21 protein-coding genes are annotated in these 24,111 nt (G+C 30.8%); 2 read left to right on the top strand and 19 right to left on the bottom strand.

Annotated features, from left to right (window positions below; all coding sequences use genetic code 11):
* Nucleotides 1-207: 207 nt before the first annotated feature.
* From MOV50_RS06430 to MOV50_RS06385, 10 genes are all read right to left on the bottom strand, one after another.
* Entirely contained in the window at nucleotides 208-2,292 is a 2,085-nt protein-coding gene (locus MOV50_RS06430) for a heavy metal translocating P-type ATPase (protein ID WP_321779574.1), read from the bottom strand.
* Nucleotides 2,292-2,648: a YtxH domain-containing protein gene (locus tag MOV50_RS06425; protein WP_321779573.1), complete on the bottom strand. Its 357-nt coding sequence runs from the start codon at nucleotides 2,646-2,648 to the stop codon at nucleotides 2,292-2,294. Before MOV50_RS06425 ends, MOV50_RS06430 begins: the two co-directional genes overlap by 1 nt.
* Nucleotides 2,645-2,992, bottom strand: coding sequence for a hypothetical protein (locus MOV50_RS06420; RefSeq protein WP_321779572.1), 348 nt, complete (start codon nucleotides 2,990-2,992; stop codon nucleotides 2,645-2,647). Before MOV50_RS06420 ends, MOV50_RS06425 begins: the two co-directional genes overlap by 4 nt.
* On the bottom strand, nucleotides 2,982-3,257 hold the full coding sequence (locus MOV50_RS06415; protein WP_321779571.1) for a hypothetical protein: 276 nt from the start codon (nucleotides 3,255-3,257) through the stop codon (nucleotides 2,982-2,984). The genes MOV50_RS06420 and MOV50_RS06415 overlap by 11 nt, the downstream gene beginning before the upstream one ends.
* Complete coding sequence (locus MOV50_RS06410; RefSeq protein ID WP_321779570.1) at nucleotides 3,254-3,916, bottom strand: DUF2202 domain-containing protein; 663 nt, start codon at nucleotides 3,914-3,916, stop codon at nucleotides 3,254-3,256. Before MOV50_RS06410 ends, MOV50_RS06415 begins: the two co-directional genes overlap by 4 nt.
* The gene (locus tag MOV50_RS06405; protein WP_321779569.1) at nucleotides 3,916-4,236 is read right to left on the bottom strand and encodes a hypothetical protein; all 321 of its coding nucleotides are present in this window, start codon (nucleotides 4,234-4,236) and stop codon (nucleotides 3,916-3,918) included. Before MOV50_RS06405 ends, MOV50_RS06410 begins: the two co-directional genes overlap by 1 nt.
* A gap of 61 nt (nucleotides 4,237-4,297) precedes the next feature.
* A complete protein-coding gene (locus tag MOV50_RS06400) occupies nucleotides 4,298-4,723 on the bottom strand; it encodes a Fur family transcriptional regulator (RefSeq protein WP_321779568.1) in 426 nt (141 codons plus the stop codon).
* Entirely contained in the window at nucleotides 4,724-5,065 is a 342-nt protein-coding gene (locus MOV50_RS06395) for a YkvA family protein (protein WP_321779567.1), read from the bottom strand.
* A gap of 96 nt (nucleotides 5,066-5,161) precedes the next feature.
* The gene (locus tag MOV50_RS06390) at nucleotides 5,162-5,665 is read right to left on the bottom strand and encodes a flavodoxin (protein ID WP_321779566.1); all 504 of its coding nucleotides are present in this window, start codon (nucleotides 5,663-5,665) and stop codon (nucleotides 5,162-5,164) included.
* Complete coding sequence (locus MOV50_RS06385; protein ID WP_321779565.1) at nucleotides 5,653-6,447, bottom strand: hypothetical protein; 795 nt, start codon at nucleotides 6,445-6,447, stop codon at nucleotides 5,653-5,655. The genes MOV50_RS06390 and MOV50_RS06385 overlap by 13 nt, the downstream gene beginning before the upstream one ends.
* Before the next feature lie 126 nt (nucleotides 6,448-6,573).
* On the opposite strand from MOV50_RS06385, the gene MOV50_RS06380 reads away from it, so the two are divergent.
* Nucleotides 6,574-7,287, top strand: a complete 714-nt coding sequence (locus tag MOV50_RS06380) for an EAL domain-containing protein (RefSeq protein ID WP_321779564.1) — start codon at nucleotides 6,574-6,576, stop codon at nucleotides 7,285-7,287.
* Here MOV50_RS06380 and MOV50_RS06375 read toward each other — a convergent pair.
* The 9 genes from MOV50_RS06375 to MOV50_RS06335 form a co-directional block, all read right to left on the bottom strand.
* Complete coding sequence (locus MOV50_RS06375) at nucleotides 7,249-8,514, bottom strand: glycosyltransferase family 39 protein (RefSeq protein WP_321779563.1); 1,266 nt, start codon at nucleotides 8,512-8,514, stop codon at nucleotides 7,249-7,251. The two genes, MOV50_RS06380 and MOV50_RS06375, sit on opposite strands and share 39 nt — an antisense overlap.
* Nucleotides 8,492-9,049, bottom strand: coding sequence for a hypothetical protein (locus MOV50_RS06370; protein ID WP_321779562.1), 558 nt, complete (start codon nucleotides 9,047-9,049; stop codon nucleotides 8,492-8,494). The genes MOV50_RS06375 and MOV50_RS06370 overlap by 23 nt, the downstream gene beginning before the upstream one ends.
* Before the next feature lies 1 nt (nucleotide 9,050).
* Nucleotides 9,051-10,445 (bottom strand): FAD-dependent oxidoreductase, encoded by a 1,395-nt coding sequence (locus MOV50_RS06365; protein WP_321779561.1) that lies wholly within the window; start codon nucleotides 10,443-10,445, stop codon nucleotides 9,051-9,053.
* Nucleotides 10,435-11,247 (bottom strand): FTR1 family iron permease, encoded by an 813-nt coding sequence (locus MOV50_RS06360; protein WP_321779560.1) that lies wholly within the window; start codon nucleotides 11,245-11,247, stop codon nucleotides 10,435-10,437. The genes MOV50_RS06365 and MOV50_RS06360 overlap by 11 nt, the downstream gene beginning before the upstream one ends.
* Nucleotides 11,247-14,600, bottom strand: a complete 3,354-nt coding sequence (locus MOV50_RS06355) for a multiheme c-type cytochrome (RefSeq protein WP_321779559.1) — start codon at nucleotides 14,598-14,600, stop codon at nucleotides 11,247-11,249. The genes MOV50_RS06360 and MOV50_RS06355 overlap by 1 nt, the downstream gene beginning before the upstream one ends.
* Before the next feature lie 146 nt (nucleotides 14,601-14,746).
* Complete coding sequence (locus MOV50_RS06350; RefSeq protein ID WP_321779558.1) at nucleotides 14,747-16,771, bottom strand: hypothetical protein; 2,025 nt, start codon at nucleotides 16,769-16,771, stop codon at nucleotides 14,747-14,749.
* Between the two features lie 113 nt (nucleotides 16,772-16,884).
* A complete protein-coding gene (locus tag MOV50_RS06345) occupies nucleotides 16,885-18,132 on the bottom strand; it encodes an OprD family outer membrane porin (RefSeq protein ID WP_321779557.1) in 1,248 nt (415 codons plus the stop codon).
* Nucleotides 18,133-18,223: 91 nt separating this feature from the next.
* On the bottom strand, nucleotides 18,224-18,628 hold the full coding sequence (locus MOV50_RS06340) for a transcriptional repressor (protein WP_321779556.1): 405 nt from the start codon (nucleotides 18,626-18,628) through the stop codon (nucleotides 18,224-18,226).
* 51 nt (nucleotides 18,629-18,679) lie between these two features.
* Complete coding sequence (locus tag MOV50_RS06335) at nucleotides 18,680-20,800, bottom strand: TonB-dependent receptor (RefSeq protein WP_321779555.1); 2,121 nt, start codon at nucleotides 20,798-20,800, stop codon at nucleotides 18,680-18,682.
* Nucleotides 20,801-20,942: 142 nt separating this feature from the next.
* On the opposite strand from MOV50_RS06335, the gene MOV50_RS06330 reads away from it, so the two are divergent.
* Nucleotides 20,943-24,047 carry an efflux RND transporter permease subunit gene (locus MOV50_RS06330; protein WP_321779554.1) on the top strand — a complete coding sequence of 1,035 codons (3,105 nt, stop codon included), beginning with the start codon at nucleotides 20,943-20,945 and terminating at the stop codon, nucleotides 24,045-24,047.
* Nucleotides 24,048-24,111 lie beyond the last annotated feature (64 nt).

Here is a 24,111-nt window from a genome sequence, read left to right as displayed (position 1 = left end):
ATGATTTAAGGAGTTAGATGAGATAAAATAATATAGATTTTCACAAACAACAACACAAATATATATGAAGGCACTCGTTAGAGTGTTATATTTATTTTATATATTTATGAAGGGTATGGCACCTCCTATGACATACTGATATATAAAAACATAATAAACTTAAGATGAATTTTCAGTTAAACTCTTTGCTAGAAATTAGCAAAGAGTTTAAACAAACTCCTGTTTTTCAGTCTTTACCCCTTTTATCGCATTAAGAAGAATCCCAACTGTTGTACCATTATGTAAGATAGCAGTTTTAATTGGGTTAATGTATCCCATTGTTGCTGAAGCTAGAATAGCAGTGTTCGCAGCTACTGTAATATTAAAATTTGATTTTATAAGTTTCATAGTATCTTGTGCTAATTCTATAGCTTCCCAAATACAAGAAATATCATCTTTAAGTAAAGAAATATCAGCAGATGCTTTTGCAATTTGAGCACCTTTACTCATACTAATTCCAACATTTGCTTCTACTAAAGCAGGTGCGTCATTTATGCCATCACCAACAAATACAACTTTTCTTCCATTAGCAACAAGCTCTTTAACAATGTCTGCTTTTTGAGTAGGAAGAAGCTCTGCTAAAACTGTATCAATCCCTATTTCTTTAGCTACTTCATCTGCTTTTTGTTGCTTGTCCCCAGTTAGCATAATAACTTCTTTGATACCTAACTCATGAAGCTTATCAATAGTTTTTTTAGTATTATGACGAACTGTGTCTATCATTGTAATCATGCCAAGAAGTTTATAGTCATATCCGATACAAAGGATTGTTTTACCTTCATTTTCATGCTTTTGTATAGTAGGGATATGACCATTAAAGTCTATCCCTTCATCATCTTCTAAAAAGTGTTGAGAACCTATATGAACTTTTTTCCCATTCACTTCAGTTGTTACCCCATGTGCAACGATAAATTCTACTTCTTCATGGTGAACATGTTCAAAAGATTGTTCATTTGCGGCTCTTACTACGGCTTCTGCAACTGGATGAAAATAATGTTCCTCTGTTGAAGCTGCAAGTGATAAAATTTTCTTTTCATTCCATTTATCATTAAAAGATATTACATCACAAACATATAACTCACCTGTAGTAAGTGTTCCTGTCTTGTCAAATATAACGGTATCTGCTTCACTTAAATTTTCCAGTGCTTGAGCATTTTTAATCATAATGCCATTTTTCCCAGCTTTATGCAGAGAACTTTTAAATGCAACAGGGGTAGCAAGTTTTAAAGCACAAGAATAATCAGCTTGTAATACCGCAGCAACTCTCTCCCAGTCTTTTGTAGTAATATATGCAAAAGCACTTAATCCAAGCGTTAGAGGAACTAACTTATCTGCTAGTTTTAGTGCTTTTAGTGCAGAAGAAGATTTAGATGAGAGTGACTCTTGTATATATTTTGTAACTTGAGCAGCCGAGGTATCATCTCCAACATGTTCAGCCCAAATCTTTATTCGTCCCTCTTCAACTACTGTTCCAGCCATTACTCTGTCCCCGTAGGCTTTAGTGACAGATACACTTTCTCCTGTCATGCTAGATTGATTTATTAAAGCTTCACCTTGTATGATGTGTCCATCAATACTTATCATATCTCCAACAGCTACAATAATAATGTCACCTATTTTTACAAGGCTATAGTTTATTTTTTCTTCAATTCCATTTTTCTCTATCCATACTTCTTCTACATTTGGACGAATAAGTTCACGAAGTAAGTTGTCTGAGCGATCAGAAGTACTTTCTTCTATGTATTCACCTGCTTCAAGTAAAAGACTTGTAAAGTTAGCCGCAGTATAATCTTTTCTCCAAAGAGATACTCCAACAGCTAAAGATTCTAAAACATGAGAAGTAATTCCATTTTTGTATAAATCTTTTAACCCGGATATCATCATTGGTGTGTTCGTCGCTATGCTTAGCGGTGCATTAATAATCTTTGGTAAAATAAAACCAGCACCAGTAACACCGGCCATAGTTATAAGCCCTTGTTTTGAAAGAAGAACTTCACCTCTCTCAACTCTACAACTTGAATCACACTGAGTTACTTTAAACTCAGTTATAATTTTTTCAATTTTTTCTTGAATGTGAGAGTTATTTATTTCTATTATTAAACTTTTTGCTCTAATATTTACTCTAGCATTTTTAACACCTTCACACTTTTGGATACTTTCTATTAATGGTTTTTCATCATTTTTAGATGATATATCAAATATTTTGTATCTTAAGCGGTTTGGGAGTTTATGAACTAAATTAAATTTATTCATTAAGCTTCTTTTGCTGCTTCATGTTCTGCTTTGGCATCTTCGAAACGCTCTTTCATTTCATCCATTCCACCAGTGATAACATCACCCATAGATACCATACCTTTAAAGATTGTTTTTTGAACATTCTCATTTGTTAGTATATATGTAGCTGCTGCACCAATTAAGAGACCTGCTAATACTTCTGAAGTGCTAAATCCCATACTATTCTTATTTAAATATGGGTTTTGATTATTCATACTCATATTATTTGATTTTTGCATCTGTTTGTTTTCTCTATTACCTCTGTTTCTCATATTACCTTGTGCATTGTTATTATTCATATAAGGATTTTTATTGTTTGTTTGGTATTCTTTCATGATTTTTCTCCATCAGTAATAAGTTTATTTTTTTGATATATTGCACTTTTTTCTATTGTGTATATAGCCCCTGCACCTAAAACTAAAGAACCAAGAGTCTGAAAAAGCGATTTTCTAGGATCACCTAGATTATTTGCAACAGAAATTGCTGTAGCAGTTGCAATCCCACCAATAAGAGAGTCTTTTAGTGTATCTCTTATGGCCTCGGTTTTATCTTTTTTATTCTCTTTAACTTTTTTTGCATTACCTATCCCAGAGATAACTCCAACAGCAACGGCACCGCTTACTCCATGACCAACTATATGTCTTGGAGTACCTGTTTGTACAGTAAAGTTACTTATCATTAGCCGCTTCTTTTTTAGTTGTAGTCTTGCTTACTTTAGCAGTAGCTGTTTTTCTTGCATCTCTTTTTTCTTTATTTTTTTCTTTTATAGTTTCTACTGTAGATTTTACAGTATCAACAGTTGTAATTGCCACTTCATTAACAGCTTCTGCACCACTTTGTACACTCTGAGCTACAACACTAACTAAAGTTTTTTCTTTATTTTTTCTTTTTATATAAAGTGTTACGCCTGCGCCTATTGCTGCGCCTATTAAATATGGTATCATGATTTATCCTTATCATTAAAAATTTTATCAAATACATCTTTTGATGCATCTGAACTAAGTGCCATCGCTAATGCAGCACCTGCCGCCATACCTAGCATCATATCTCTACTTCCAATAGATGTAAGTGCTTGTGTGATTTTTGTACTGTCCATTTCACCCTTCATTAAACCTTGAACCATATTATATATATCATGGTGTTGTTGATTATCGTTAGCCTGATTATTTTGAGCACATCTCTCAAAAGCTGGTAGGTGTTGATTGTAAGAGGCTGCTTGTTCTTTATAAAAGACATCTCTTATATCATCTTGCATAACAAAAGGTAAAAGCTTGTCATACATCTCTATATTTGCTATTTCTGCATCTACTCCATCTTGACAACATTCAGTTAAGCTGGAGCCTATTTGAATTTTGTCATACCAATCATTTATGGGTGGCGTAACACCATACTTTTTACATAGTTGCTCTATTGCAGTGTAGTGTCTTACCTCTGCTTGAACAATGTTTGAAAAAGGTGTAACTGAGCCATAAGTATCTATGACTTTTTGGTAATAAGCATTTGCTTTATACTCATCATAACAAGCAATTCGTAGTAGCTGTTGTACAACATCAGCACTTGTATCTACTTGTTGAGATAGTAGTTGTTCTTCATCTGGATTCATTAATCCTCCTTAATTTGAGATTGTAGTTTATTGATTAACTCAGTGTTCTCTTCTATGTTTACACCGTCTATGAGGTCATTCCAAATAGTTGGTGAAAAAATTGAGGCATCATAAAGTATAGTAGCTGTTGCCATTATTTTATTCACTTTCACATTCTTTAGTCCATCAATATGTTTAGGTAAAGAGTGAATATCATCAAGTGATATATTTTTAACTTCATCTAAAATTGCCTTATCGATTTTAACTCTTAATCTACCAGGTGTATGATGGATTTTAGAAAAATATGAGGATATTTTCAATATATCTTCAGTTTTAATCATCTACTGTCCTTTATTTCTTTATAATAGTAGTGTATTTGTTAGCTGTATTTTATAATTTTTACTAATTATCAATATTGCATTTCTCACATAATCCATAAAGTGCAATATCTAGTTTATTAGTTTTAAAATTATTTTTAATTGCCATCTTATCAATAAGCTCAATTAATTCAGAGTCAGAAAATTCTACATGTTCACAACATCTTGAACAAATCAGATGATAATGGTCATTTCCTCTAGTAAGCTCATAAAAAGAGTTGTTATTATGTGTTTGTTTCGTAATGATGTTATATGATAAAAGAAGTTTAAGAGTTGAATAGACTGACTGTTTAGAAGTTTGTACTTGTTTTAAAATTTCTTTTACATTAATATGTCCACTTGTAAAAAAAACTCTTAAAATATCTTGTCGAATAGGTGTACATTTTAGTTTGTCACTTTTTAACATTGAACAAAAAAGATCAATGTATCGTTCAGTGCTTTGAAGAGGCATCTATGCTACTTGTGTCTTAAAGTGACGAAAACGATTGATTTCTCCCTTAGCTGAATCCATAACTATTTTTAAAACTAAGGCGTCATCAACCCAGCCCATTAAGGGTATAAAATCAGGTACAACATCGGTAGGAAGTACAACATAAGCCAAAGCTCCACCAACACTAAGCATAGTTGTAGATTGAAGCTTAAAGCTACTATCAGTCATCATTGAAAAAAGTAGTTTAAAGTCACTGTACCAAGATTTGTTTTGATGTTGTTGTACAGCAACAGCAGTCTGATTTGCATTATATGTGTTAGAAAGTTTAGAAACAGAATCTAAATCAAGAGGATTGGAACTCATAATGATTACCTTTATCAAAATATAATAAGAGAATTATACACTTATTAAACTTAAAATATATTGAGAGTTGTTATCAATATCAGATTACACCCTATTTTAAAAATAAGGTGTAATCTGTTCTATCCAAGCACTAACTCGTTCATTACTTAATTCGCCTTGATTGTCCTCATCAAGTGCTAAACCTACAAATTCGCCATCTCTAATAGCATTTGATTCATCATGTTCATAACCATCTGTTGACCATGAACCTACAACAGTTGCACCTTGTTTAATGACTTCATCATATAAAGTTCCCATAGCATCTAGGTAGTTATCACAATATTCTTCTTGATCTCCAAGACCAAACAGTGCTACTGTTTTTGAAGAAAAATTAGTTTTAGAAATATTTGGAAGAAAATCTTCCCAATCATCTTGAAGATCTCCTTCTCCCCATGTAGAAGCTCCTATAATTATAAAATCATATTGCTCCATAGCATCATCAGTACACTCAGCTACATTATGAAGCTCTACCTCAGTTGCAGATATTTTATTTTTAATTAAAGAAGCTATATCTTCTGTGTTTCCAGTTGAACTGGCGTAAAATAGTCCTATTTTTGACATTGTTTTTTCTCCTTGTTACAAAATGTAAATGAATATGGAATCATCTTTATTTGATTTGATGATTCTCCTTTAACCAGTATATGGCGCTTAAAATTTTCTGTTTTTGGATAAACTAAATAGCATTGATCAATCTCCTCATTGTTTAATTGTGTAAAACCTTCACTTATATCTTTATTCCTTTTGTGTAGATTTTTAGGGTCTACATGCTTCCATCTAGGATATAGTCTTGTTCGTATTCCATGTTGGTCAATATGAATATATGGAGTATCGAGTGTAACAGTTTTATTTATCTCTTGTTTAATACGACGATATATTGTTTGAGTAAAGATTTTATTTAAATCAAGCATCATCTCAATTTCTTTTCCATTAAAAATTAGTTGGATTAAATCTGAAGCTGGATGAGAATAACCGAGTAAGATATTAAAGTTTGACTTATAGTCCATATCTTTTGCTAAATATCTCATTTTCGGATTTTTACTATGCTTGAAATATTGATTGAATAGTATAGAATCATGATGATATATATGAACTATTTTTTGACTTTTTTCAGGTCTAAGTTTGTAAATTTGAAAAAATGATTCGATTTTATTTTCAAAAATATTAAGAAGGTTATTTTTAAAAAGATCTGTGTTCTTTAGTGAAAATTTTGCCTCATCGCAAAGAAATTGATTTATCATAATACAAAACATTTTGCGCTGAGACTTTTTTTCATTTACTTTATATGTTTTTGGTAAAATCTCTTTGGTATGATCTTTATATTGCATAAAGCCTACTTTTCTCATCTATATCCTTTAGTTGATAATTAATATCATAATTATAATCTAAGAACTCTTAATATTGTATTAATAATCATTATCATAAAGAATTAAGCTTCTTTTTTATATTATTAGTTTAAAAAAGGGTGAAAAGTGCATCTAAACAGTAACATTATTACAACAATTATGGCAAATGGAGATTATGGTGTTTGTTATGAGCCAATTATCTGCGTTGAAGATATGCAAATAATTGGGTATGAAGCATTAAGTAGATTTAAATTTTTTGAAAGGTTAGTATCTCCTAGTGACTTTTTCAAAAGTATTCATAGTGATAAAGAACTTTTCTTTTATGTGGAAACAATTTTAAAAAAATTTCAGTTAGACAGTAGGCCCTGCGATAAAAAGCTTTTTTTAAATTTAGATCCAGATGTAGCAATTGATTCTAATCATATAGCTTTTTGGGTTAAACTGTTTAATGCAAGTGAAAAAATTATTATAGAAATCATAGAAAATTCTGATGAAGAAAGTGCAGAAGATATTGAATACTTTATGGATTGGCTAGATGAGTATAATATTCCTTATGCTTATGATGACTATGCAAAACCAAATAGTATGTTTTTTACTTCTCTCTTACACAGAGCCGATACTATAAAATTAGATATAGATTTTCTAAAAACTATTAAGGAAAATAATGCTTACATAGAAGTTGCCAAAGGTGTAGTTAAGTATGCTAAATTAGTAAAAAAACATACAGTTTTAGAAGGGGTTGAAACTAAGTCAGATTTAGAATTGGCAAAAGAAATAGGTGTTGATTTTGTTCAGGGTTATTTATTTAAACAAGAATTTATTACTGTATGGAAGAATTAAATAATAATTATCTTCTCCTAGAAACCTACCTTTAAATGTTTTGTACATTACTTTGGTAGGTTTTTTAGAGGTTATCTCATAATATTTACTATGTTCTTTATAGTAGGTTGAACTATCTACATAATAGTTGTCAAAGACTGTTGTATTCAAGTTGTTTTTTAAAATATTTATAGATCTATTGCTAAATATTATTCTGTCAGTAGTTTTTATCTTTGATATGATTTGTTCTATTGGTGATAGCTTGGCTTTGGATGATAGAGTATAGGCTAAATTGAAGCATATTAGCAAAGAGAGTAGGATTTTTTGGTTTTTTAGAAGTGTAGCTAAAAATATAGTTGCTATAAAAATTAGAGGAACTAAGTGTCTTATATTGTCTGGATTTTGTGCTAATAAAATCCATAATAAATATGATAAAAAAAGAATGTATAAAAGTAAATATTCTTCTTTGTGTTTTAGAAAAAAAGTTTTAAAGAAAAAGATTAAAAAGATAAAAGGTAAATTTTCTATTATAAAAATTCTACTTAACCATGAAATTTCACTATGTTGTCCTGTCCCCCAAATACTAAAATGTCCTATAATAAATCTTTTTGCTTCGTAAAAATATAGCATCCCATTTGATAGATAAATAAAAATTAGAAATAAAATAGTTGTGAAGATAAAAGGTATGAGAACATCTTTTATGGAATCTTTTTTATAAAAATATAAATATACTAAACCAGCTAAATACAAGACAAAATAAGATGGACGGGCAAAAAAAGCTATTGCTAAAAAAACTCCTGATAGGTTATGTTTTTTTATTTCCAAAAGGTATAAGGATAAAAAGAAAAAGAATAATCCTACACTCTCACTTAGCATACTCAAAGATATGTTTAACAAATACACTGAACTGATGCTAAGTAGAAAAGTGAAAAAAGCAACTTTCTCATTTTTAATAGCTTTAACATATAAGAATAACATCAAAGGCAGTAAAATACCAGCTCCAGCACTTAAGATAAATAATGAATATTTATGATTGTCTATAAAGTAGTTTAAAGTTTTTCCTAAAATAATAACGCTTGGATATCCAGGAAATTGCGGAGAAAAATCTATGATAGAAAAGTTTAAAATTCCATTTGCTAAAAATAGAGAGTCATCATTAAAGTACGACGGAGGATATGAGAATATAAATAGACCATAGGCAAGAGTAGCTATGGCTATTGAGATACTATAAAGACTGAATGACTTCAATTATGATTTTTTGATTTTTGATATAGTCATTTTTGTTTGCAGGTTTACTTCCAACACCAAAAAGTCCAGGATTTCCTATGGCTCTAATACAATTATTTATAGCAGACTCTAGTTTTTTGTTATTTTTCTTATCTAAGCTTACTGCTAAGAGATTATAAAACTTTTTAGCTTTTAGTACCATCACTTTTGCGACATTGTAAGTTTTAATGTTTTGTAAACCACCGTCTATTCTTCTTTGTATTTCAGCGGCTAAGGATAGTTCAAGATTCTTTATCGTCTGTTTTTTATCTTTATTTTGTATCGATATCTCTAAACCAGCATATAATGATGGAATAAATTCTTTTGTAAGATATTTATAGTTTTTTTCATTTTCTTTAAATATTTTCAATGCTTCTTTGAAATTATCTTCATTCATTGCTTTTGTTATTTGCTCTTTTGCATCTATGGTTGGCTCTTTTCCTGCTGCTGCATAAGAGTAGGCTTGTAAATTGGTTATAGTTAAAACCATAACCAATATCATTATTATTTTTTTCATTTCACTCTCCTATATTTTTAGTTTCAATCACAGTTTTTTCATTTCTGTGATTGTATATTTGTTCTTTTGTTATACCTTTACCTAAGACTAAATCAGCTGCCATTAATCCAGTTTCCATAGCAGTATCAAGAAAAATATATCTAAAAGTACCTTGTCTTCCTGCCATTATGAGGTTTTGGAATTTATTTAAATACTTTATGGTTTCATCTCTTTTTTGATTATAATTGATATCCATCATAGTATAAGCATGTTGTGTTGTAAAAGAAAAATAATCAATTATCTTATCTTCAATATCAAAGTTTAGTTTTTTTAAATCTTTTTTTACTATCTCCAAAAGTTTTTCATCATTCATCTTCCAGATTTCATCATCTTTATTACATGGAATTTCTAACATTATAGAACTCTCACCAGATGGAGCCATAAAAGGCGATCTTCTCTTTGGTTCTTGTATTCTTGTAGGGAGTAAGTTGTAATCACTTACATATTGCCAAGTATGTGGTGAAAAATCTTTAACACTAAGTCCTAAGCATAAAAATCTTAAACTTCTAAATCCTAAACCTGAATCAAAGCCAAGCTTAGTTGATATTTCATTTAGTGGCATTGTTGAGATGACTTTGTTTGCTTTGAAAGTATGATTAGTTGTTCGGATAGTATCTATATTATTATCCACAACTACAAAACTTAAAACTTCCTCATCAACAAATATTTTACCACCTAGTTTTTTAAATTGTTCTGCCATTTTAAGTGGTAGTTGACCAAAGCCATACTTTGGATATCTATAACTTCTTGCATAAGTTCTAGCAGTTTTTTTACTTTTTGCAAATAGTTTTTTAACTACATCTTTTAAATCTATTAATGATATTCTCTGTCCTGCCCAGTCAGCACTTAAAAGCTCTGGTTTGATTCCCCAAAGTTTTTGAGTATATGGACCAAAAAAATGTTCATATAAAGATTTACCAAACCTTGAACTTATCCAAGTTTTAAAGTTTGTATCATCTCTTGGAGTGATTTTAAGTATTATTTTTATAGTATCAAAAGAAGCACCGATTAAAAGTTTTAAAGGTGCTACTCTCAAAAGGTTTTTAAGATTTAAGGGATATTCGTAAACTTTATTTTGATGCAGTATAACTGAACTTCTTTGTGATGTTAGTAAGTCATCATCAAGTATCTCCTCAACGAAATTTAAAAGTTTTTGATTGTTTGTTATAAATCTATGACCACCATAATCAAATCTAAACTCTTTATCACCTACTTTTAATACTTCTGTTTTACATTGTCCACCAACAGTTGACTCTTTTTCTAAAATTGTAACAGATTTGCCACTTTTAATTAGCTCAATACCAGCAATTAATCCTGCGACACCGCCACCAATTATAACTATATCATTATTTTGCACTATAAGTTTTTCTCCATAAATAAATAGCACCTATCATGTAAGAACTCCATGAAAGTAAGTGAAGTAGGGTAGGTGATGAGTTGTAGCCAAACAAAGCTCTTAAAAATGTTCCAAATAAACCTCTGTCATCAAGTATGCCTGAGATATCATACACCACAGGTACAAAGGTAGGGAGCAGTTCACTCGCTTGCATCATAGAAACTGCACTACCAAAAAGTCCACCTGCTATGATAAGGATAAGTAGTCCAGTCCATTTAAAAAATTCTCTAAGAGGTATGTTTTTTGCACCTTTCATAATTAAATAGACTAATATAACAGATAAAACAAGTCCTAAACCACCACCTATAGCACCATCTTGCATCGTGATATTTTGACTTAAACTTAAACTTGAGAAAAATAATACAGTTTCAAAGCCTTCTCGTAATACGGCAAGAAATGCTAAAAAAACCATTCCTAAGATATTTCCAGTAGTTACAAGATTATTTAAATTTTCTTCAATTTCACCTTTAATATTTTTTGATTGATTCGCCATCCAAACAACCATGTATGATAAAACAATTGTTGCAAAAAGTAAAATACCTATCATTAAATAGTGTTTTAAATTTGCATCATCAATCCCAAGTAATACTACTTGAAAAATATAAGCGATAATAAGAGATACTATTACTCCTAGTGTTACTCCAAGATAAATATATTTATTATATTTTGTAGCTTGTAGTTTTCCTAAATAAGAAATGATGATTCCTACTATTAAAAAAGCTTCAAGCCCTTCTCTAAATGTAATTAAAAAACTTGCTAACATTAATTAAATTCCTTTATTATTTTTTCTAGTTCAATAACTGGTGGATTTGGTAATTTTGGATATGCTTTTCGTACAGCATCTGTTACCCATTGCGGATATACTCTAAAATTTAACTTGACTTCTACAGTTAATGGATACTTTAGTGATTTGATATTTGGTATATCATAACTCTCAACTCTTGTTTGGCCAGCGGGAATTCTGCTATCACTTAAAAGTTTTTTATATTTCCAAAATAAAAGTCCAACAGGTTTGCCATCTTCATCTCCAAAAACCTTCATGAAAGGTCTTGCATCTGTACCTAGGTTTCCATCTTCTTTTAATTTTCCACTTTCAAAAATAATATTTGAGTTTCTATCTTTAAGTGTTATATCAAGCCATAGCTCCCTAAAATCTGCAACACCAGTAGGAAGATGATGACCAGCGCCAACATTTGTAACAAATACTTTTACTTGGTTGTCTTTTATGTCAACTCCAAGTTTTGCTGAAGTTCTTAGTAGTTGTATTGTTTGGTCTTCATGTACTTTGTTTTTGAGTCCTGATAAGAAATGATTTGAACCACTAAAATAATGTACTTTTACATCTTTTTTTATTTTTCCGCCATCAGTTGAACGACCAACCAAAGGTGAATATTTACCATCACTCATATTTGTCATATGACAATCAATACAAGTTTTATGCTTAGTTGGATCATCTGGATTGTTAAATGGTGAGTTTTGCCACTCTTTGTAGGTTGATACTATCTTACTTCCTTTACCAGGAGAAAATTCATCATGACAACTAGCACAATAAACAGGATCTTTATATATCGGTTTCATATAACTCTCTAAATGCTCTTTTGGTTTAGAATTTATAAATTTCTCACTTAGCCACTGTCCTACATCTGAATTACTATCTTCTAAAGCGTATTTTCGTCGCTCGGTTAGATTTAGCGTATATGCAGCATTCCCTCCAGCATCTTCAATTTTTGTAATTCTGTGACAAGCTACGCAACTAACACCCTCTTCAAGTTTTGTATTTCCATATTTTTCTAGTTCATCTATTAATGTAGTTGCGCCACTTTGGAAAAGATTTTCCATCGTGTCGGTAGTATGAGAGAGTCCTGTGGTTACACCAGATGGGTTATGGCAACTCATGCACCATTTTCTAAAGCCTTCGCCTTCAACCTGTGCTGCTACATTCTCAAGTACCATATAGTAGGGATTTGTTCCTACTAAATTTTTATGATTTGAATCTGCCCATTGATTAAAGATTTCATTATGACAAGACTTACATTTTGCAGAATTTGTCCAATCCTCTACATGGTATTTTTCTACATCATCTTCAAGTTTTATCCAAGAAGATAAGTATCGTAGATTTTCTTTACTTGTTACATATTTATGTAAGTTTTCCATCTTTTTTTCTAGTTCTTTACCCATATTTTTAGGATCAACTAAAGGTAGTTTCGCTTTTTTGTCAAACCCCATTCCACCTTGTGCATCTGTGGCAAACCTTATATAATCAGCTAACGGAGCCTTTGATACAAAACCATCTAGTCTGTCATGTCCAACATTTGCTTTTTTACTTTTGTCTTTTAGTTTTGTAGCTTCAAAAAGAAAACCATTTGTAAAATTAAATCCTTCAAAATGACAAGAGTTACAACTCATCCAAAAATCTCCAGTCATAGGAGTAGATTTATGAGTATTTGTGTTTGCATTATTAAATAGCATCTTTCCTTGTCGTAAATCTTTTTCCAATGGATCATTCTTAACAAGTTGTGCAAATTTGTCTTTTTTCAAAGTTACTCTTGCAAAAGGATGCGCGCCACCACTATCTAATAGTGTCATGTCAAGTCTTGAAGCATTTTGAACATAAAGATTATCATTTGTTGGGTTGGCTAGTATATATTTTGGATTTGTATTGTTAGGGTATGCTCTAAATATTTGGGTAACTTTTGCCCCATTGCCTTTTCTTTTACCTCTTTTTCTATGAAGTTTTTTATTTTTTCTACCGCTACTTCTTCCTATATTAAAAACCATAACATCTTCACTACCACTTAGTGTAACAAAAGCTTTACTTCCATCTTTATTAAAAGCTATATCAAAAGGGTTTGACACAATCATTGTTTTATTATCATTAGTAAGTATATTTATCTCTTTAAAGAGATTTTTTCGTTTTTTATCTAACTCTTTTTCATCGCCTTTTTTTAATGAGATAATAGAAATTGTAGGAAAAATTGTTGATTGAAATTGAAATGGATGGTCAAAGTTCCATAAAATATGTGGAATCCAAGCTTCGCTCCCATCTGGTTTTATTTTTATGTTATCTAAGTATTTTGGTAGTCCCTGTGGTATAAACTCATCATCATTTTTTGTGGATTGTAAGGAAATACTTTTTAGTTTTATAAATGTTCTACTATCATAAATACTCACTTCACCTATCATCGCATGAGTTACCAAAAGCCTACCATCATCAGTCAGAGCCATACCTCTTGGTGTTTTTGCAGTTTTTAATGTTTTAATAATCTTAAAATTTTTATCATCTATAATTAAAAGCTCATTATCTTCAAAAATAGTTACAAAAAAGTATCTATTTTTTTTATCATAAATTATGGCGTAAGGTCTATTTTTTGTTTTAATAGTTTTAATAATTTTATTTTTTTTGTTTAAAAATGTAATTTTATTTTGTTTGTAATTTGTAATGCCGTATATAGATTCGTCATCATTAAAAGCAATAGTTCTTATATCTTCTCCAAGAGTTATTTCGAAGATTACTTTTCCTGATAGAGCATCTATCTTAGTAACACTACCTCCATCCCCGTTTGCACTATAAATAAACTTATTGTCATTTGTCAAGTACATAGCTGAACTACTGACAGATGAGTATAGGTAAGCTGGGAAAAGTAGCCCTAAAATAAATAGACTAACAGCAATAGATTGTAGCCTAGCTCTGTTTTGAGCAGATTTCTTTTTTCTTCGTTTATTTGCTTTTGAAAAAGCAGTGTGATACCAAAGAAAAAATACTAAAACGAAAGAACCGTAGAGATGGACTAAAAATGCGTAATTACCAATAGTATCACCACCACGATTTCCAATAAAAAACAGATATCCACCACTTAAGATTATGAGAAAAAGTGTTAGACCAAGTATCATACCATTTGTAGAATTTCTTCTATTTGCTAGGATATTGTTTCTATACTTGTATAGATGCATATTTACAAATGGAATAATAAGAATAACAGATACGAAAACAGAACTTATAATATGTATAGCTTGTAGCGTTGTAAAATATTCCCATTCTATATTTAAAATATCCCATTGCAGTATGCCTGTCAAAAACATGAGAATAACTGATATCTCTATGTAAATACTTTTCATATTGTAGTTTTTTTATTCGTGTAGATTTTTGTATTATGTCTATTCAATAGAAACTCCATTATATTAATAATCAGTATCAATTATATAGAAATAATAGTAAAAGACTACTTAATATTGAAAATAAATATCAATATTAAGTAGTATATTTATTTTGACAGTTTAACTTTTGCTGCCATAGTCATAGCTGTATTGTTTCCTGTGATTGAGGTAACATTATCTTTATCACTATTGTTGTCGCTTTTGTTTGCTGCATCTACAAACTCACCAGTATCAAGTAACCATTCTGAAAGTTGAGCACCTTGTGTTGTAGAGTTTCCATTTATAACCAATTGGAACCATCTTGTAAATCTATCTGTAAGGTTTTTAAGTTCTAGTGATGGTTCACTCTCGTTACCAGTATTTTTAAGATGTTGCATTGCATCTCTTAGTCCACCACTCGTCGCACCAATAGAATAAGGTGTATATTCTTTAGAAGCATCTACATAAGTACCAATATCTTTATCATACATATTTTTCTCAATTGCTACCATAAGAGCTCTTGCTTCTTTTCTGTACTTTTTGTTATGAGTTGCTAAGTATGCTGATGTAAGACCTCTTACTACTGCAAACTGTGTGCCAATTGATTTAGTTTTTACAACACCTTTATTTAAAATATAACCATCAAAGTAGAGACCATCTTTGCATTTAAGGTTACTGATTAAGAAGTTTGCTTGTGTTTTAATAAGCTTAATTGCTTTTTTACCTTGTGCTGTTTCAAGAGATGCTGCACCTTCTCCTGAGCCATATCCAACTGGAAGTGCATCTGTAACTCTTTGAAAAATTCTTAAAGCTTCCATAGAATAAGCTGCATCAAAAGTTGTAACTCTTGCTCCTTGTTTTCCATCATATCTATCTACAAGTGTTCCAGCTTTTTTGTTAAAGTGCAAAGTTGTCATATTTTGAAATAGCATATTAGATAAGTTGCTTGCTACTGAGAAAGCATCATCACTCTTAATATTATTTTTTGTGTTAGCATCTGTATTCTTAGATGGTGCTTTTTTGAATGGATCACCATCAAACACGCTTGAAAATGCTGGGTTTTGATTTTTATTGTTCTTTCTTTGGTCACTAAATGCATAAAATTCACTCATTGGCCATAGTACACCCCAAGTATCTCTTAAACTTGAGTGAGACTCAATAACTTTTAAAGTTTTAACTGATTTCGTGCCATTTCGTTTACCTTCAGTAACTGCTACTTTGTTAGCAAACCAAATTGGATTTTTCTTAGCATTATATTTAGGAGTTATAGTTACACCTAGTTTTTGACCATTAAATCCAAGTTTTTCTTGCATATAAAGAATTCTTTCATGCGAAAGTTCAGTTAATATAGCACCGTTTACTCCATCTGCTGAAGATACACCTAGTGTATGTTTCCCATCATGGTCCATAGTAGAACTTGAAGCTTCTACTTCTTCATCTGTTAGAGTTACATGCATGCCACCTAAGAAATCTTGAGCCCACATAATATCTTTAAGTAAAGCACCACCAAAGGCTGCAGGATTAAAAGTTTTATCCATACCACTTTCTTTCCAAGACAGAGTTTTATAATCTCTTAAATAAGCAGGAACAGAAGTTCTGATTTTTTTTTCTTTACCATGTCTAAATACTATAACTTCATCACTATTTACAGTAGTAGTATCAACTTTTGAGGCAAATTCTGGAAGACCAGAGATATATGGAAGGGCAGTAGGGTGCATATTTAGAGGAATTATTTCAGGGTCATTCCCTGTAACTTTGGCAAAATGAATAAATCTTTTTGCAAGAGATTGCATATTCCCACCCCTTTGTTTGTTTAGTAGTCCATTTACTAAGTGAGGTCCCATTTTTGATTGGTAGTTTAGAGCATACATAGCTTCTTCGCTATACTCATAACTTTCAATACCTGTTGTGTAGTCAAATTCAGTAGGTTCATTTATTGCATTTGGATCTAATGTATCAAGATCAAGTCCTAATGCCTCAGCTAATGGTTCACCAGAGAGTTCAAATTCAGTATAAGCAAACATTGCTCCTGCTGTTTTGAATGTTTTATCTAAAACAGTAGTTTTAGTATTTGCATATGGCGCGGCCATTGCTAAAGAAACTACTGCTAAAGAAGCTACGATAGATAATGTTAATTTTTTTTGTTTTATCATTTTAATACCTTTATTTTATAAATTTATTTAATACATAAACTTAATCAAAAGTGTCAAGATTTTTGACTAAGTAAATGTGTAAAAGAAGAATATATGCCCCGAAGGGCATGGTTTTAGAAGTTGTAGTTCATTACTAGTTGAATACGATCATTATCAAAGTCTGTTTTAGCAGAAGATTCTTTATCCTCTCCTATAACATAAATAAATGCTACATCAGCTTCACCTTCATTGTACTCATATTCTAAACCTACATTTATTTCAGTTACATGGGCTTTTACCCCTCCAGTAACAGCATCGGCTTGATAATCTCCATAAACACCAAATATGTTTACCCCAGCAATCTCATAAGCAGCACCAATAGTATAAGAACTACCATCACCAACAGTACCATCATGAAGAGTACCCGCTGTCATAGTATCGATGTTGGTATATGAAGAACCACCACCAAATCCTTCAAAAATTTGGTTTCCATCTTTTACACTTACGCTATCGTAAGCTACTGATAAAGTTGCGCCATAAATTCCAGCTTCAACCATAGCCCCTATAATACTTCCTTCAATTGTACTAGGTGCACCGGCCGCATTATCCTTTTCACTTTCACCAAGATATTGAGCAGCAACAACAATTTCAATATCATCATTAATTGCAATAGTTCCAGTTACATCTGTATATATTGCTGAAGCAGCCTTTGTTACATCATAGTACCAAGCGCTAGCTTCAATAATATCATTTGAATATGTTACCGCACCGACATAAGTGCCATCTTCGCCAGTTTTTGCCCAAACACCATTTGTTACATTAGCGTAGTCTGAATCAACACCTTGCCAATTTAGTACACTTCCTGCAATAAAAGACAAACCTAAATCTTTTAGCGTATAAGAAGCAATATATGCCTCAAAAGTGTGTGGAGTCATTCTAATATCATCACTATCTGCTAGTGGGGTATCTATAAGTTGACGACCACCACGAAAGTTAAAACCTTCGTAATCAAAATTAATATAAGACTCTGCTACTTCTGTATATTGACCATTATCTGAAGTTAGTTCACCATTGAATTCACCATCCTTAGCATCGCCACTTAGTCCAGATATAGCGTGAGAAGTATACATTGCAACACCTAGGCTAAAGCCTTTAATGGCTGCAGTCTCAAACTTTAGTTGACCACCAATCGCAGTTGCTGATGTGTCCTTTGCACCAGCAGTTTCCGTCTTATTTGCAGCATAACCTAAGCGTATTTGCCCACTTACAGTACCCTTGCTAAACATTTCTTGAATGCTATTTGCTTCTTTTGACTCATCTGCAAATACTGATGTGCTAATTGCTAGTGCCGCTACTAAACTTAATCTAATGAATTTATTCATTTTTTCCCTTTATGATTATAATTTTGAAAATTAATATCATAATTGTACAAAGGAAAACTTATTATTTATTTAAAATGGTAATCATTATCATTTATGGTTTTGAACTACATTCATTACATATTTTATGTATTGTAATAAATTCTGTGTCTTTAAAGTCGTCTAACTCTATAGAATTATCCATATTTATCTTGGTAACACGAGTGCAAACTGTACAAACACAAAAAAACATAAGAGCATCTTCTTTGAGATAGTAGTATGCTCTTTTAAAATCATCTTGTATGACAATAACTAATTTACATTCTATAAAAAAATTTAGATGTCTATATATAGTATTTTGAGAAAGTTTTTTAGGATATGAAATAGAAAGTTCTTTAATGATTTGAGATACATTTAAGCATTCATGACTATTCATTAATAGAGTATAAATTGCTTCTCTAACTCTTGATCTGTTTGCTCTGTTTCTCGTTATACAATCATTTAGTTTGTTTATGCCCATTTCATCTCATTCAATTATTTATATATTTAACATGCTTACACATGCTAAATATTAAAAATGACCTCTGATACCAGCAAAGTAGTATCTACCAACATTAGAACCTAAGACATCATCAATTTTTGCGTCATTTACATTGTTTACTCCGCCATAAACCTCAAACATTTTATTTATGGTGTAATTAGCAGTAATATCCACAACTGTAAAGGCATCTGTTTTAGCATCTGAATCTGAAGTTTGGGTAGGAGCCCCTCTATTCATGATTTGCGTATAGTGTTGTTGTCCTATATATTTTCCAGTTACTCCGAAGTTGAGTGTTTTTGTAGCTTGATAATCAAAACCAAGTAAAAAAGTTCTTTCTGGATTAAATTCTAAATCTTTTTTTGTATCTTCATTTTCAGTTTTTAGTTCAGTCCAAAAGAATTTACTATCTAAGTTTTCTAGAAGTTGGTAATTAAATGATAGTTCCATACCTTTTGTGTTTGCATCTGAAACATTTTCAAATGTAGTGATTGCTCCGCTTTGAACTTGCTCAATTTTATTTTTTATTTGATTATAAAAAACTACAAGATCGTATTTAAGCTTAGAATTACGACCACCTAATCCCACTTCAAAAGCATTAGTAGATTCTGGTTTTAAATCATAGCCCATTACATCAGCACCTTTTTGAGGACCATTTGGTGTATTCATATTAATATACATTTCACGAATATCTGGTGTACGAAAACCTTGTGCGAAATTTACACGAAGTTTAGCTAACTTATCAAAGGCATAGATACCGCCTGCACGAAATGTTGGTCTATTCTCAGCATTACTTATGGCTTCATACCTAGCACCAAAAATTGTATTAAATTCTTGAGTAATTTCCCACTCATCTTGAAAATAAACTGATGTGTAATTAACTTTTTTCTCTGTAACACTGATATTATTATTAAATACAGAAGATTTTCTTTTTTCATTTCGATATTCTGCACCACCTATTAGAAGATGCGATTCACTTGCTAAATATGTAGCAGAAGCTTCATAAACAGTAACATCAACATCAGCATTCATTGCTGCATTTGTAGAAGCATCTTCGTTAGCATAGTTATAATCAGCCCAATATTTAAGGGTTGTTGTATTTCTTTTTTTATAACTAGAATTATAAATACGAGCTTTTATATTTAAGTCTTCAACTGGAGAGTAATCAATATCAACACTTAAATCAAGACGGTTGTTTTCATCATGTGAGTTAACCGGAGCATTCCAAGTTGGAATATCTTTACCTGCATTCGGTCCTGCAACAAATTTAAAGTTTGATGGATGAGCATAGCCTATATAAACTCCATCTCTTTCTTCTTTAAAGTAGTTTACATCCATTCTTGCTGTAAAAGTAGAAGTAAAATCATAGGAAAGGCTTGTGCCTAAAGTATAGATAGTACTCTCTTCTCTATAGGTTGTATCAACACCATAGTTGTCTTTAATACTTGTCATATCTGGTAGAACAGCAAAAGGTGTTTGAGATGGTTTTCTTCCCATGGGGACCCAAGTGTCTGCTACTTCTGTTTGAGTGTAAGGGTCGGTTTTTGTTAAACCTGCATATACACTATAACCAAAACCACCAGTTTTACCTTGAATACTGAAAGATAGGTTGATATTTTGTGCATCACCATCTTTGTTCGCACCATATCTAGCCCCTACATCAATTTTCATTTTATCAGTTGGTCTTTTTGTAATGATATTGATAACACCACCAACCGCATCTGCACCGTAAAGTGAACTCATAGGTCCTTTTACAATTTCAATTCTTTGAATAATAGATGCTGGAATACGCTCTAAATCATAAGGATTTTTAACTTCTCCCGAGAGTCTTCTGCCATCAAGTAAAAATAGTGTTCCATTTGCACCCATACCACGAATAGAGATAGAAGACTTACTTTTTGAGCTTGAACTTGGAAATGTTCCATATTGCATAGTTAACCCAGGAGTCATCTCTAAAATATCTTTGAGACTTGCCGCTCCCATCTTTTCTATCTCTTTGTGTGTGATAACTTCAACAGTGGCTGCAACCCCGTCTATACTCTTTTGAGTTTTAGTTGCAATGCTTATGACTTCGATAGCATTCATATTATCCGTTGCACTAGCAGAATAGCTCATTAACAATGCTAATGATGCGCTAATTGTTATTTTCTTCATTCTTTCCCTTTATAAATTAATATTAAAATTGATAATCAAAATTGATAATAATTAAAATTGTAGGTTATTTTAACTTAATCGATGGTTAAAATGATATTAATTATTAATATTAATAAAAGCTATATTTTTATACTATTTCAAAATGATAAAAAAATTTATAAGCATGAGTCTTGAAAACAGATCGCTAAACCATATACTTTTTATATTTTTACTTCTGCTTGCTTTTATTTCTTATAGCAAGATTCCTAAGGAGATGTTTCCTCCTAGTGCACAGGATATGATAAGTGTAAAAGGTCACTATAACGGCGCAAATAGCACAATACTAGATAAACTAATTGTTCAAGATATCGAGAGTATTCTACAAAATAATCAAAACTTAACTGATATACAAACGATTATTACAAATGGTACTTTTCATATAAATGCCGAGATAAAAAATAAAACTTCAAAACAACAAATAGTTAATAATATAAAAAATTCAATTGAAAATTTAAAACAAGATTTGCCAAAAGATATGGATATTCCAACTGTTGATATCTTGGAAAGTTATTTTCCTCTTATCAATATATCTATATCTTCTAATATAAATATGGAGTATATTGAAGTTGCAAAAGATTTGAGCGAGGATATTAAAAAATTAAAAAACCTCTATAGCGTGACTCTTGATGGAGATTATAACTCTTTACTTGTCATTTCATTAAATCCGCAAAAACTCATAGCTTATGGTATATCAAACGAGAAAGCCTATGACGCACTTATGGGTTTATACTCCCTGTATCCCATAGGTTCTATTAGTTCTAAAAAACAGAAATATTATGTTGAAAGTAAAAATGATAATATAGATATAAATACGCTTCTTGAGTCTGAGATAAAAATAGATGATAAACTGATATATGTTAAAAATATTGCAGATATAAAGTATGATTATGAAGATAGAGATGTTATTACTCGTACAAATGCTAAAGAGAGTGTAATAATTAACATAAAAAAAGCAAAACTTGGGGATAGTATAGAACTCTCTAAAAAAATCACAAAAATCATCTCAACATATCAAAACAACTATCAAGATATTGATTTTAAAATTCTAAGTGACAGCTCTTTTTGGATAAAAACAAGACTTAATACTATTGGCTCAAATATTATAATCGGCTTGACCTTACTATTTTTTTCCATTTGGTTTTTTATCTCTTTAAAGATTGCTATTGTTGTTATCCTAGGAATTCCTGTTAGTTTTGCTTTTGGGTTGATAGGTTTGGATTTTTTTGAAGGATCTTTAAATACTTTATCTATGATAGGAGTTTTACTAAGTCTGGGGATACTGGTTGATGAGGCAATTGTTGTGAGTGAAAATATTCATCGTCATTCGAACATGGGTAAAAATATTAAACAAGCCTGTATAGACGGAACCAATGAGATGATGCCAATTCTCTTCGCATCTATGCTTACAACCATCATAGCTTTTCTACCTTTAACGATGCTCTCTGGTGGACTAGGTGTTTTTATTAAAATAATCCCTCTAATTGTAATTATTTTGGTGATTAGCTCATTTGTTGAAAGTTTTATATTTTTACCGCTTCATTATAAGGAGTTGTCATTTAAGTTCTTAAATGACAAAAAAAATGGAATCAGGGATAGAATGTGGAATAAGCTAAGTGGACTCTATGTGAGCTCACTATCTTTTTTCATAAAAAGACGATATATATGGGGTTTTGTGATTATATTTTTTACTCTTTTTACAACATATAATTTGGCAAAGTCAAGTGTGTTTCAGCTATTCCCAGAGTTTGATGCTATGACTATAAATCTAATTGGCAAAGTTAAAAATGGTGCTATCAGCTATACACTTCAAGAAATAAAAGAATTGGAAAATATTTTAATCAAAGAGTTGGACTCAGAAAATGTAGCTTCAATTTCTATGATAATAGGCATGAATAGTGATGGTCGTTCCATGCATGAAAAAGGTGATAATCTTTTTACATTAACAATCAATCTAAAACAAAAAAAACATGAAGATTTTTTTAACAGAGTTATAAACCCAATATTTGCACCATATAAAGAGCCAGAAAACTCAAATAGAACAAGAACTCTATATGCAAAAGAGATTCAACACAAGATAGAATCTTTAATACAAAAACATAATCTGAAAGAGAATTTTTTAGAATTTAGTATAAATATACCTCAAACAGGTGTTGTAAAAAATGATGTGGAGATATCTCTTTCACACAAAGATAATAAGATGATTAAAAACTCCTTGGAGAGTCTGCAAGAAGCTATAAAAAAGATAAAGGGTGTTCATAGTATTAAAGATGATATGAAATATGATGAGTCAAAAGTAGAAATTACATTAAATACATTTGGAAATAGTCTTGGATTTACCCAAAAAATAATTATTTCAAAAGTGAGAAATTTTATTTCGATGCAAAAACTTTCAAAAATTGTAGATACAAATGCTGAACTTATAGAGCTTAGAATAGATTTCTCAAACCATGATAATTTATACTCACTTTATAACTTATCTTTAGAAGTACCAAATCAAAGCTACAATGTATGTTTAAAAGATATAGCTATTGTAAGTTTTTCTAAAGATATTACTACAATAAAAAAAGATGATTTACAAAAGATATTTACACTTAGTGCCAGTTTTGATAAAGACAAAATTTCTTCTAGAGTCTTTTATAAGAAGCTCAAACCAACAATTAAAATGATTAAAAACAGTGGAGTAGAAGTTTTTATAAAAGGAGAGCAAAAAACTAATAATCAAATAAAAAAAGATATTTTTGTATCTTTATTATTCGCTTTATTTGGAATTTTAATTATTTTAACATGGTTATTCTCTTCACTTGGACTCTCTTTCTTCGCCCTGAGTGTTATTCCGCTCTCTCTTTTAGGAGTGCTTATAGGTCATAAAGTTATGGGTATGGATATCTCTTTTTCATCTTTACTTGGATTTGTTGGACTTATAGGTATTGTAATTAACGACACACTTATAATGCTGAGCATGATCAAAAAATCAGAAAATATAGGTGAATTACTTCAAAATGCTTCTTTGCGAGTAAGACCCATACTTCTTACTTCTATTACTACTATAGTTGGTTTAAGTACATTAATATTTTTTGCATCTGGAGAATCTCTTTTAATGCAACCTTTAGCAGTTAGTATTGGGTTTGGACTTATCTACGCAACTATAATTAATCTATATTACTTACCTATTCTATATAGTTTCAAAAATAAATATAACAATCGATAATCGTTATCAATTTAATACTGAATTAATTAATTAATAGCTATTATATCGATAATAATAGTTATTA

Origin of the sequence: Sulfurimonas sp. (assembly GCF_029027585.1) — a bacterium.
Classification (GTDB): domain Bacteria; phylum Campylobacterota; class Campylobacteria; order Campylobacterales; family Sulfurimonadaceae; genus Sulfurimonas.
Note: the sequence above shows the minus strand (reverse complement) of the source record. Positions and strands in the feature narration are given on the sequence as shown.

What these genes read in the sequence shown, in the direction of transcription:
- MOV50_RS06430 (WP_321779574.1), bottom strand. Translation starts at nt 2,292, where the DNA reads ATGAATAAATTTAATTTAGTTCATAAACTCCCAAACCGCTTAAGATAC.
- MOV50_RS06425 (WP_321779573.1), bottom strand. Translation starts at nt 2,648, where the DNA reads ATGAAAGAATACCAAACAAACAATAAAAATCCTTATATGAATAATAAC.
- MOV50_RS06420 (WP_321779572.1), bottom strand. Translation starts at nt 2,992, where the DNA reads ATGATAAGTAACTTTACTGTACAAACAGGTACTCCAAGACATATAGTT.
- MOV50_RS06415 (WP_321779571.1), bottom strand. Translation starts at nt 3,257, where the DNA reads ATGATACCATATTTAATAGGCGCAGCAATAGGCGCAGGCGTAACACTT.
- MOV50_RS06410 (WP_321779570.1), bottom strand. Translation starts at nt 3,916, where the DNA reads ATGAATCCAGATGAAGAACAACTACTATCTCAACAAGTAGATACAAGT.
- MOV50_RS06405 (WP_321779569.1), bottom strand. Translation starts at nt 4,236, where the DNA reads ATGATTAAAACTGAAGATATATTGAAAATATCCTCATATTTTTCTAAA.
- MOV50_RS06400 (WP_321779568.1), bottom strand. Translation starts at nt 4,723, where the DNA reads ATGCCTCTTCAAAGCACTGAACGATACATTGATCTTTTTTGTTCAATG.
- MOV50_RS06395 (WP_321779567.1), bottom strand. Translation starts at nt 5,065, where the DNA reads ATGAGTTCCAATCCTCTTGATTTAGATTCTGTTTCTAAACTTTCTAAC.
- MOV50_RS06390 (WP_321779566.1), bottom strand. Translation starts at nt 5,665, where the DNA reads ATGTCAAAAATAGGACTATTTTACGCCAGTTCAACTGGAAACACAGAA.
- MOV50_RS06385 (WP_321779565.1), bottom strand. Translation starts at nt 6,447, where the DNA reads ATGAGAAAAGTAGGCTTTATGCAATATAAAGATCATACCAAAGAGATT.
- MOV50_RS06370 (WP_321779562.1), bottom strand. Translation starts at nt 9,049, where the DNA reads ATGAAAAAAATAATAATGATATTGGTTATGGTTTTAACTATAACCAAT.
- MOV50_RS06360 (WP_321779560.1), bottom strand. Translation starts at nt 11,247, where the DNA reads ATGTTAGCAAGTTTTTTAATTACATTTAGAGAAGGGCTTGAAGCTTTT.
- MOV50_RS06355 (WP_321779559.1), bottom strand. Translation starts at nt 14,600, where the DNA reads ATGAAAAGTATTTACATAGAGATATCAGTTATTCTCATGTTTTTGACA.
- MOV50_RS06350 (WP_321779558.1), bottom strand. Translation starts at nt 16,771, where the DNA reads ATGATAAAACAAAAAAAATTAACATTATCTATCGTAGCTTCTTTAGCA.
- MOV50_RS06345 (WP_321779557.1), bottom strand. Translation starts at nt 18,132, where the DNA reads ATGAATAAATTCATTAGATTAAGTTTAGTAGCGGCACTAGCAATTAGC.
- MOV50_RS06340 (WP_321779556.1), bottom strand. Translation starts at nt 18,628, where the DNA reads ATGGGCATAAACAAACTAAATGATTGTATAACGAGAAACAGAGCAAAC.
- MOV50_RS06335 (WP_321779555.1), bottom strand. Translation starts at nt 20,800, where the DNA reads ATGAAGAAAATAACAATTAGCGCATCATTAGCATTGTTAATGAGCTAT.
- MOV50_RS06330 (WP_321779554.1), top strand. Translation starts at nt 20,943, where the DNA reads ATGATAAAAAAATTTATAAGCATGAGTCTTGAAAACAGATCGCTAAAC.